Raw genomic sequence first — 9,657 nt, forward strand, 5'->3', positions numbered from 1 at the left:
CAGCGCGAGACGCTGGCCCGCCGCATGGTGGAAATTGACCGCGCCATTGCCGAGCGGCGCAGCGCGCTCGCCGCCGCTGCCAACGAGGCGACCGAGGCACTGGCCCACAAGCTGGCCGACCTCGATCGTGCGCTCGATACCCAGCGTACACGCCAGCACGATGAAGCGCGCCGCCTGGCCGCACAATGCGATGCCGCCGCCGCCCGCGCGGCAGAACTTGCCGAAACGCTGTCAGCCTCGGCCAGCATGGGCGATACCACGGCCCAGGCCGTGGCCCGCGCGCTCGATCTGCTGCGCACGCGCCTGGCCGAAACCGGCATCGAACTGACCACGCAAGACGATCATATCGCGCGCACCACCGATGCCGCCGTGCGCCTGCTCGAACTGATCCAGGCCGCCGGGCAGCACAGCCGCAACGAACTGCCCGAGATCTTGCGCACCAGCCAGGCCGGCCTTGCCGAACTGGACCAGCGCGTGACCGCCCTGCATGCCGAACTGGGCGAAGCGGGCAACAAGGGCACCGCCCTTGCCGAAACCGTGCGCGGCGCCAGCGCCGACATTGCCGAGGCGCTGGCCCATGTCGCCCGCCTGCACGAAGCCTTTGCCCAGCAGGCCGCGGCCGAGCGTGCGCAGCTCAATGAAGTGCGCGCCACGCTGGAAACCGCGCGTGGCGAGGCCGAGGCGCTTTCGGGCGACATCACCGGCACCATGGCCACCGCGATCGATCGCCTCAATGCCGCCGCCCGTGCCGCTGGCGATACCATGGGCGAAACCCTAAAGGACGAAATCGAGGCCCTTGCCGCGCGGCTGGGCGAGGAAGGCAACGCCGCATTCGCCCGCGTGTTGCAAGGCCGCGGCGCCGAACTGATCGCCCGGTTGGAGCAGGCCATCGACAACGCCGCCGACGCCAGCCGCGACAGCGCCGTGCAGATGCGCGACCAGTTGGCCAAGGTGGACGAACTGGCCACCAACCTGGAGAACCGCATTGCCCGCGCGCGCGAACGTGCCGAAGAACAGGTCGACAACGACTTCGCGCGCCGCACCGCACTGATCACCGAGTCCCTCAATTCCGCCGCGATCGACATTGCCCAGGCGCTGTCAGCCGATGTTTCGGAAACGGCCTGGGCTTCCTACCTTCGCGGCGATCGCGGCATCTTCACCCGCCGCGCCGTCACTCTGCTCGACAGTGCCGATGCCAAGGCGGTGCAGCAGCACTATGCCGGCGATGCTGAATTCCGCGGCCACGTGAACCGCTATATTCACGATTTCGAAGGCATGCTGCGCCAGTTGCTCTCGACGCGCGATGGCAATGCCCTCGGCGTGACGCTGCTCTCGTCCGACATGGGCAAGCTCTATGTGGCGCTGGCGCAGGGGATCGAGCGGCTTCGGGCGTGAGGTTGGTTTAGGCTTCCCACCCCCCCCAACCCCCTCCTCTGAAGAGAAGGGGGCTTTGATTTCAGCTTGTTAACTCCCCCTCCTCTTTAGAGGAGGGGGTCGGGGGGTGGTGGAATCCTGTCTCCAACGCCTGCGCAAACCCGCGCAAATCCGCCACGAAGCGCGTCTGTTCCGCCTCCCTTGCCGCGCCATCCAACCGCAGCAGATAGCTGGGATGGCAGGTCAGCCAGATGTCTGTGTCGCCTTGCCGGGCAAGCAATCCGCGCTCGCGCTGCACGCTGGCAGTCCGGCCGATCAACCCGCGCGCGGCGCTGGCGCCCAGGGCCAGGATCAGGCGCGGCGCCACCAGTTCACGCTCTCGGTCCAGCCACCAGCGACAGGTATCGATCTCACCGGCCGTGGGCGTCTGGTGCAGGCGCCGCTTGCCGGTGGGCTGATACTTGAAATGCTTGACCGCGTTGGTCAGCCAGCCCTGCCCCGGATCGATCCCGGCAGCCTGCAACTGGCTGCGCAGCACTTCGCCTGCCGGGCCAACGAACGGGCGGCCTTCCATCTCTTCGGTATCGCCCGGCTGTTCGCCCACGATCATGAACGCGCGGCGGCGCGTGCCTTCGCCCGGCACGGAGCGGGTGCCGTTGCAGCCGATCGCGCAATGGCGGCAGCCGGCAATGCCGGTGGCCAGATCGGCCAGGCTATCCGGCGCATGTCCGAACTCCTGCCGCCCCAGATCGACCATGGCCGCCTCGCGCGCCTGGGCCCCGGCGATTAGTTCGGGAATGAGGGCGGCTTCGGGCATGTTCTTCCAATACTTGCGCGGCATTTCCTTGAGCATCGCGCCCACCTTGAGCCGCGCCGGATTGAAAATGTTGGCGTAATAGGTGCGCCACAATTCTTCCAGCGGATCACCGCCGGGTGCATCCAGGCGAGTGGCCGGTGGCCCTTCCTCCAGCACATCGCCGGTCCAGTGCAGCGATCCGGCCGGCGTCAGGATCGACCAGCGCATCGCCGCAAAGCGCCGCACGAAAAAGCCGGCATTGGCGCGCAGGATATGATGATCCGGTTCGAACCAGGCGACATAGCGCTCGCTGCCATCGGGCTCGGCCACGCTGCGAAAGCGCAGGAACGCGCGCATCTTGTGAATGTCGCGCCGCACCGGACGCGACAATTGATCCAGCCGGCGCACGAGCGGATCGGCCGCATCCTCGGCCAGACGCGGCTGGCCCTGCAGGCGCCAGAGCAGGCGATAGGCCAGATCAAACCGTTCGGGCGCACGGTGCAGCAGGGCCATGCGCACCAGGTTGAGAAACGCCTTGCTGGCGCGCACTGGCGGGGCATCGGGCCGTGGCGGCGGGATCGGCACGACATCTTGCGCGAAAAGGTCGGCTGCCCCCTGCCCTGGCTCCTCCCACGACACCGCATCGGGCGTGATCCCGGCCAGGATCAGCCCGCGCGCCGCCGTGCGCCAGGCCTCGGTATCATCAGGCGCGGGAAGGCAGACGCGCAAGGATCAGGTGCCGAACAGTTCGAGCTGCCGCGCCTTGGGCGGGGCCAGGCTGGCGCGCAAATCTGCCCGATCGACCAGCAGCGTGGGCCGCCAGTCGGCGGTGACGATGAAGGGCCGCACCTTGGTGAGCGAGACGGTCAGCCGGCCCACGTCTTCCAGCCGGAGCCGGCGCTGCCGCCGCGCCGACAGCAATGCATTGACGGCGCGCACGCCCAGGCCAGGCACGCGCAGCAGCGCCTCGCGCGGGGCGCGGTTGACGTCGACCGGGAAAGCGTCGCGAAAGCGCAGCGCCCAGGCGAGCTTGGGATCGATATCGAGCGGCAGCATGCCGCCCGCATCGGCCGCCTGCTGCACCTCGTGCGGAGCAAAGCCATAAAAGCGCATCAGCCAGTCAGACTGATAGAGCCGGTGTTCACGCATCAGGGGCGGGCGTTGCAGCGGCAAGACCGCACTGGCATCGGGGATCGGACTGAACGCGGAATAATAGACGCGGCGCAGGCGAAAGCGGCTGTAGAGCGTGGCCGAGCGGCCGACGATATCAGCGTCGCTGGCCTGGTCGGCGCCAACGATCATCTGGGTTGATTGCCCGGCCGGGGCAAAGCGCGGCGCATGGCGGAAGCGCTTGCGCGCGTCCTTGGCCTCGACAATGGCGCTACCGATGCTGGCCATGGCGCCTTCGATCACCGGCGTGGATTTGTCGGGCGCCAGCCGCGCCAAACCCGCCTGGGTGGGCAATTCCACGTTGATCGACACGCGATCGGCATAGAGTCCGGCCCGCGCGACCAGCTCCGGGTCAGCCTCGGGGATCGTCTTGAGGTGGATGTAGCCGCGAAATTCATGCTCTTCGCGCAGGATGCGGGCGGCTTCGATCAACTGCTCCATCGTGTGATTGGACGAGCGCACGATGCCCGAGGACAGGAACAACCCCTCGATATAGTTGCGGCGATAGAACGCTATCGTCAGGTCAGCCACTTCCTGCGGCGTGAACCGCGCGCGGCGCACGTTGGAGCTCTTGCGGTTGACGCAATAGTGGCAATCGAAAATGCAGTGGTTGGTCAGCAGGATCTTGAGCAGCGAGATGCACCGCCCATCGGGCGCATAGGCGTGGCAGATGCCCATGCCCTCGGTCGAGCCAAGGCCCTTGCCGCCGGCGCTGTTGCGCTTGGCCGTGCCAGATGAGGCACAGGAAGCGTCGTATTTGGCAGCATCGGCCAGGATGCCGAGCCGTTCCATGACCGAGGGTTGCGACATTCGTTCCTTATACGTTCTTCTTTCTGACAATGCCAGTGCCGATGCGGCGAACAGCCCACGGCATTTTGGGCAGGGCACCGGAACGCTCTTCCCCCTCAACCGGTTATAGGCGCGGAGGGGCAGACGATTTGCGGAGTTTTGCGAACCATGCCCATGATCAAGACGCGCGATGGCACCCAGCTTTACGTCAAGGCCTGGGGGCAAGGTCCCGCCGTGGTGCTGATCCATGGCTGGCCGCTCAATGCCGATAGCTGGGATCCGGTAATGAACGCCCTGGCTGGCGCGGGCTATCGCGCCATTGCCTACGATCGCCGCGGGTTCGGCCGGTCGGATCAGCCCGGTCATGGCTATGACTATGACACGTTCGCCGACGATCTCGCCGATGTGCTGGCAGCCACCGACGCGCGGCCGGGCGCGGCCCTCGTCGGCTTTTCCATGGGTGGCGGGGAAATTGCCCGTTATCTTTCGCGCCACGGTGCCGATGGCATCGGGCGGGTGGCGCTGGTTTCATCGGTTGTGCCGTTCATGGCCAAGACCGAAGACAATCCTGACGGCGTGCCGCAAGAGACCTTCAACCAGATGACCGAGGGCATGCTGGCCGACCGGGCCAAGTTCATGGCCGGGTTCATCAAGGATTTCTATGGGGTTGGCCTCTTGGCTCAACCGGTGAGCGACGAACAGCGCGCGCTGTCGTGGAACCACGCGATGCAAGCCGGGTTGCTGCCGACCTTGGCCGCGGCAAAGGCCTTTGCCACCACCGATTTCCGCGGTGACCTGGCGAGCTTTACCGTGCCGACACTGGTGATCCACGGCACGGGCGACAAGACCGTGCCGATCGAGGCGACCGGCCGCGCGGTGGCCCGCGCCGTCCCGCATGCCATGCTGGTCGAATACTCCGGCGCACCGCACGGCGTGTTTGCCACGGAAACCGAGCGGCTGATCGCTGACCTCACCGACTTTCTGGCCGGGCGTCGCCCGGATGATCGCCAGGCCGCGATCGATGCGGTGACGGCGCAAATGCTGATCACCCCCAACGTCTGACCCGAACACCCCCCTTTCACAGGAGAGAAACGATGCATTATGACCAAGGCAACCCGGCGGAACTGAAGGAAAAGTTCTGGAAGGAACTGGCCCATTCGCCTTTCGTGATGCTGCAACTGGATGCCGATCCAGAAAGCGCCGCGCCAATGACCGCGCAGCTTGACCGCGATGCAAACCACGCCATCTGGTTCTTCACCTCGCGCGACAATCGCTTTGCCGCGCAGGGTGGCGCTACGGCGACCTATGCCGCCAAGGGGCATGACCTGTTCGCCCGCTTCACCGGCGCGCTGACCGAGGAAACCGACCGCGCCCTGCTCGACAAGCATTGGAGCCGCATGGTGGAATCATGGTTTCCGGGCGGCAAGAACGATCCCAACCTGCTGTTCCTGCGCATGGACCTGGGCGAAGCGGCAATCTGGTCGGGTGAAGTGGGCGTGATGGGCGCGGTCAAGATGGCGCTGGGCCTGCCCGTGGGCGACAGCATCAAGGGTGGCTACGCCGAAACCAGCCTCTAAACGGAACGAACCCGTTCCAATAGGCAAAGGCCGCCGCTTCCCCGGGGAAACGGCGGCCTTTGTATTGCTGGCCCAAAGTGATGCGCGATCAGTCGATCGGCGGCACCGAGCTGGGCGGCAGGTCAGCATCGCCTTCGTGCACTTCCGTCAGGCCACGGCCAACATGGCTGCGGCTGCGGCTATAGGCATAATACACGATGAGGCCGAGCACAGCCCAGCCGATGAACAGCTGGATCGTTGCGGCCGACAGGCTGCCGAACAGATAGATGCAGCCGAGGATCGAAATGGGGGCAACGATCATCACCGCCGGCGTGCGGAACGGACGCTTGCGCGTGGGATCGGTCCGGCGCAGCACCAGCACCGCAATCGAGACTGCCGCGAACGCGAACAGCGTGCCCGAGTTCGACACGTCCGCCAGCAGACCAACCGGGAAGAAGGCAGCGAACAGCGCCACGAACACCCCGGTGAGCAGCGTGATCACGTGCGGCGTGTGGAAACGCGGATGAATCTTGGAGAAAAATTCCGGCAGCAGGCCGTCGCGGCTCATCACGAAGAAGATGCGGGTCTGGCCGAACATCATCATCAGGATGACGGAAGGCAGCGCCAGGATGGCGGCAAGGCCCACCAGCCAGCCCACCATCGGGTGGCCGACCGAACGCAGCGTCCACGCCAGGGCTTCCTTGGAGCAGACCACGGCGTTTTCACCGATCGCCTTGCAGGCATCAGACAGCGCGGGCGATCCGGGCGACAGAGCAACATGGCCGGGGCCGAACACCGGCTGCGCGCCAACAGTGCCAATCACGCCAGCGGCCACCAGCATGTAGAATACGGTGCAGATTGCCAAGCTGCCGATCAGGCCGATCGGCATGTTGCGTTGCGGATTCTTGGTCTCTTCTGCCGCAGTAGAAACCGCGTCGAAGCCGACATAGGCGAAGAAGATCGATGCCGCAGCGCCCGAAATGCCGGTGAAGCCCAGCGGCGCGAACGGCTGGAAATTGCCTGCCTTGATCATGGGAATGGTCAGCGCGATGAACAGGGACAGGGCGACGATCTTGATCGCCACCAGCACCGCGTTGACCGTGGCGCTTTCCTTGGTGCCCAGGATCAGCAGGCCGGTAATCACCACGGCAATACCCATGGCCGGCAAGTTGATCAGCCCACCGTCAAACGGGCCGCGCACCAGTTCCAGCGGCACGGTTATGTGCAGGCTGTTCTGGACAAAGCCGATCATGTAGCCCGACCAGCCGACCGAAACGGCACCAGCGGCGATGGCATATTCCAGGATCAGCGCCCAGCCGACCATCCAGGCGACGAGTTCACCCATCACGGCGTAGCTATAGGTATAGGCGGAACCCGAGACCGGCACCATGGCTGCCATTTCGGCGTAACACAGCGCCGCTACGGCACAGACGAAGCCGGCGATGATGAAGCTGATCATCATGCCCGGCCCGGCCTTTTGCGCGGCTTCTGCGGTAAGCACGAAAATACCGGTGCCGATCACGGCACCAACGCCCAGCATGGTCAGTTGGAAGGCACCGAGCGAGCGGTGCAATGATTTCTTTTCGGCTGTCGCCAGAATAGCGTCGAGTGGTTTGACGCGTCCAAACATTGAAATCTCCCGCCTTGGACCGGTGCGGCGGGAACCCCCACGCCAACACGTTGCACCGGTAACCAGGTCATGGGCCGCAACGCTAGCGGCAACCTATGGCTTGGCAAAGGGCCTTTTTTCATCTGCATGTGCCAATGCCTCCTGCCCTTGCGGGTTTTGCCCCATGGTATAGAAGCGCGCGCCACACCTGACCGGCTTTTCGGGCCAGCTTTTGGGATAGCAGTGCGCATGTCCACCACCTTTCAGCTCGACACGGCCACCAGCCGCGCCCATCCCACCCCGGCGCCGATGAAGCGCCTGTCGGTGCCCGCCATCCGCCAGCGCAAGGTGGATGGGCACACCGCGCAGCCGATCGTGATGCTCACCGCCTATACCGCGCGCCAGGCGCAATTGCTGGATGCGCATTGCGATATCCTGCTCGTGGGGGATTCGCTGGGCCAGGTGATCTATGGCTTGCCATCGAGCGTTCCGGTCACGCTCGACATGATGGCCGCCCATGGCGCTGCCGTGGTGCGCGGTTCATATCATGCGGTGGTGATCGTGGACATGCCGTTCGGCAGCTATGAAGCCTCTCCGCAAGCGGCCTTTGCGGCGGCGGCGCGGCTGCTCAAGGACACCGGCTGCGCCGGGGTCAAGCTGGAAGGCGGCGCGGCCATGGCCGAAACCGTGGCGTTCCTGGTGGCGCGCGGCATCCCGGTGATGGGCCACGTCGGCCTGACGCCGCAGGCGGTGAACGTGCTGGGTGGCTATGGCGCGCGCGGCCGCAGCCAGGCCGAAGCCGACAAGATCCTGGCCGACGCGCGCGCGCTGGCTGATGCCGGCGCCTTTGCCATCGTGGCCGAAGGTGTGGTGGAACCGCTGGCCATTGCCATCACCCAGGCGGTGCCGTGCCCGGTGATCGGCATTGGCGGATCGGCGCAGTGCGATGGCCAAGTGCTGGTGACCGAAGACATGCTGGGCATGTTCGAGCGCGTGCCCCGCTTTGTGAAGCGCTATGCCGAAGTGGCCGGCACGATCGAGCAAGCGGCTGCCCACTATGCCCAAGAAGTGCGCGAGCGCGCGTTTCCGGGGCCGGAGCAGACCTACCAGCCCAAGTGATCAGGGCCTAAAGCACCTGCCCCCGCGCCGCCAGGGCGCGGGCCATGGCCTGGGCTTCGGTCTGGCGCCCTTCCCCCGCCCAGGCGACGGCAAGCAGCCGCATCGCCAGGAGGCTTTCGGGATTTTGCGCCAGATAGCGCGCGGTCATCGCGTCGGCGTCCCTGGCCCGGCCCGCCGCGCGCAGGGCTGCGTCCATGCGGCGTAGCACGGGTTCGTTGAACCGGATCGCCGCCGCGGCATCATAACTGGCAAGCGCACCGCGCGCGTCATTGGTGATCATGCGAGCGTCCCCGGCCAGAAGCCAGGCTTCTGCCGCGCCGGGATTGGCCGCGCGCAGCCGATCGGCAACGGCCCGCGCCTGGTCAAACTGCCGCGCGGCGAGCAGGCCACGGACATAGGGCACCGCCACGTCGGCAAAATTGGGGCCATCCTGATAGCGCAGCGCGAGCGCGCCCAGCGGCAGATCGGGCGGGATCGCCGTGAAGGGCCGCATCGGGCCCATGCGGGCGGCAACGGTGGCCAAATCCTTGGCCCGTTGTGGCTGGCGCAGCCCCTGCCAGGCGCGCGCCACCGTGGCTTGCAGATAGGGCGTGGCAAAGGGCTGCCGCGCCACGCTATCCCAACGCCAAGCCACCTGACGCAGATCGCCCTCGCGCGCGATGGCGCGGGCGAGCAATTGCTGTGCCTGGAGATTTGCCGGTTGCAGCCGCACCAGCCGCGCCAGCAATCCCGCCGAAACGCTGTAGTTGCCCGCGCGATATTCCAGCACCCCGCCCAGCAGCATGGCCGCGGGCATGTCCCTCAGCGCGGTGCCGGTGCGTTGCAGCAGGGTGCGGGCAAGATCGGTCTTGCCGGCGCGGGCGGCCAGCACGGCCTGGAAATAGAGCGCACGCGGGTTGCCCGGATCCACCTCGGCCAGTTTGCGCACCACCACCAGCATGGCGCGGGCCTGGCCCATGTCACCCAGGGTGGCAGCGTATTCGGTCAGCAGATCAGGATCTTGGGGATGGATTTTGAGCCCCTGCTCGAACCACGGCAGCGCGGCGCGCAAGCCGAACTGCTCGCGTACCAGCATACCGCGCAGCGCCAGGGCGCGGGCATTGCGTGGGGCCAGCGCCACCGCCCGTGCCGCTGCCTGCACCGATTGCGCCTGCTCCCCCCCGGCAAAGCGCAGGCGGGCGATCGCCACCCACAGATCGGCGTCGTCGGGCGTGAGCCGCAAGGCTTGGTCAAACGCCTGGCCC

General features: G+C 66.3%; 7 protein-coding genes and 1 pseudogene. 4 read left to right on the top strand and 4 right to left on the bottom strand.

Annotated elements, in window-relative coordinates; all coding sequences use genetic code 11:
* Positions 1–1,395 (top strand): annotated as a pseudogene (locus H926_RS33020) (hypothetical protein); the annotation flags it as partial.
* A gap of 61 nt (positions 1,396–1,456) precedes the next feature.
* On the opposite strand, the gene H926_RS25760 reads toward H926_RS33020, so the two are convergent.
* Together H926_RS25760 and H926_RS0105440 are read right to left on the bottom strand one after the other, a co-directional pair.
* Positions 1,457–2,899, bottom strand: a complete 1,443-nt coding sequence (locus H926_RS25760; RefSeq protein WP_022675412.1) for a UdgX family uracil-DNA binding protein — start codon at positions 2,897–2,899, stop codon at positions 1,457–1,459.
* A 3-nt stretch (positions 2,900–2,902) separates the two neighbouring features.
* Complete coding sequence (locus H926_RS0105440) at positions 2,903–4,150, bottom strand: putative DNA modification/repair radical SAM protein (RefSeq protein ID WP_022675413.1); 1,248 nt, start codon at positions 4,148–4,150, stop codon at positions 2,903–2,905.
* Between the two features lie 147 nt (positions 4,151–4,297).
* On the opposite strand from H926_RS0105440, the gene H926_RS0105445 reads away from it, so the two are divergent.
* Entirely contained in the window at positions 4,298–5,191 is an 894-nt protein-coding gene (locus tag H926_RS0105445) for an alpha/beta fold hydrolase (RefSeq protein WP_028657628.1), read from the top strand.
* Between the two features lie 32 nt (positions 5,192–5,223).
* Entirely contained in the window at positions 5,224–5,706 is a 483-nt protein-coding gene (locus H926_RS0105450) for a pyridoxamine 5'-phosphate oxidase family protein (protein WP_022675415.1), read from the top strand.
* A gap of 88 nt (positions 5,707–5,794) precedes the next feature.
* Here the strand turns inward: H926_RS0105450 and H926_RS0105455 are convergent, their stop codons facing one another.
* On the bottom strand, positions 5,795–7,315 hold the full coding sequence (locus tag H926_RS0105455) for an amino acid permease (RefSeq protein WP_022675416.1): 1,521 nt from the start codon (positions 7,313–7,315) through the stop codon (positions 5,795–5,797).
* Between the two features lie 228 nt (positions 7,316–7,543).
* Here H926_RS0105455 and panB point away from each other — a divergent pair, with 228 nt between their 5' ends.
* Positions 7,544–8,413, top strand: coding sequence for a 3-methyl-2-oxobutanoate hydroxymethyltransferase (panB, locus tag H926_RS0105460; RefSeq protein ID WP_022675417.1), 870 nt, complete (start codon positions 7,544–7,546; stop codon positions 8,411–8,413).
* A gap of 7 nt (positions 8,414–8,420) precedes the next feature.
* On the opposite strand, the gene H926_RS25765 is transcribed toward panB, so the two are convergent.
* On the bottom strand, positions 8,421–9,657 hold a 1,237-nt coding region (locus H926_RS25765; protein WP_022675418.1), incomplete at its 5' end, for a tetratricopeptide repeat protein.

The organism is Novosphingobium sp. B-7, assembly GCF_000410615.1.
GTDB lineage: Bacteria > Pseudomonadota > Alphaproteobacteria > Sphingomonadales > Sphingomonadaceae > Novosphingobium > Novosphingobium capsulatum.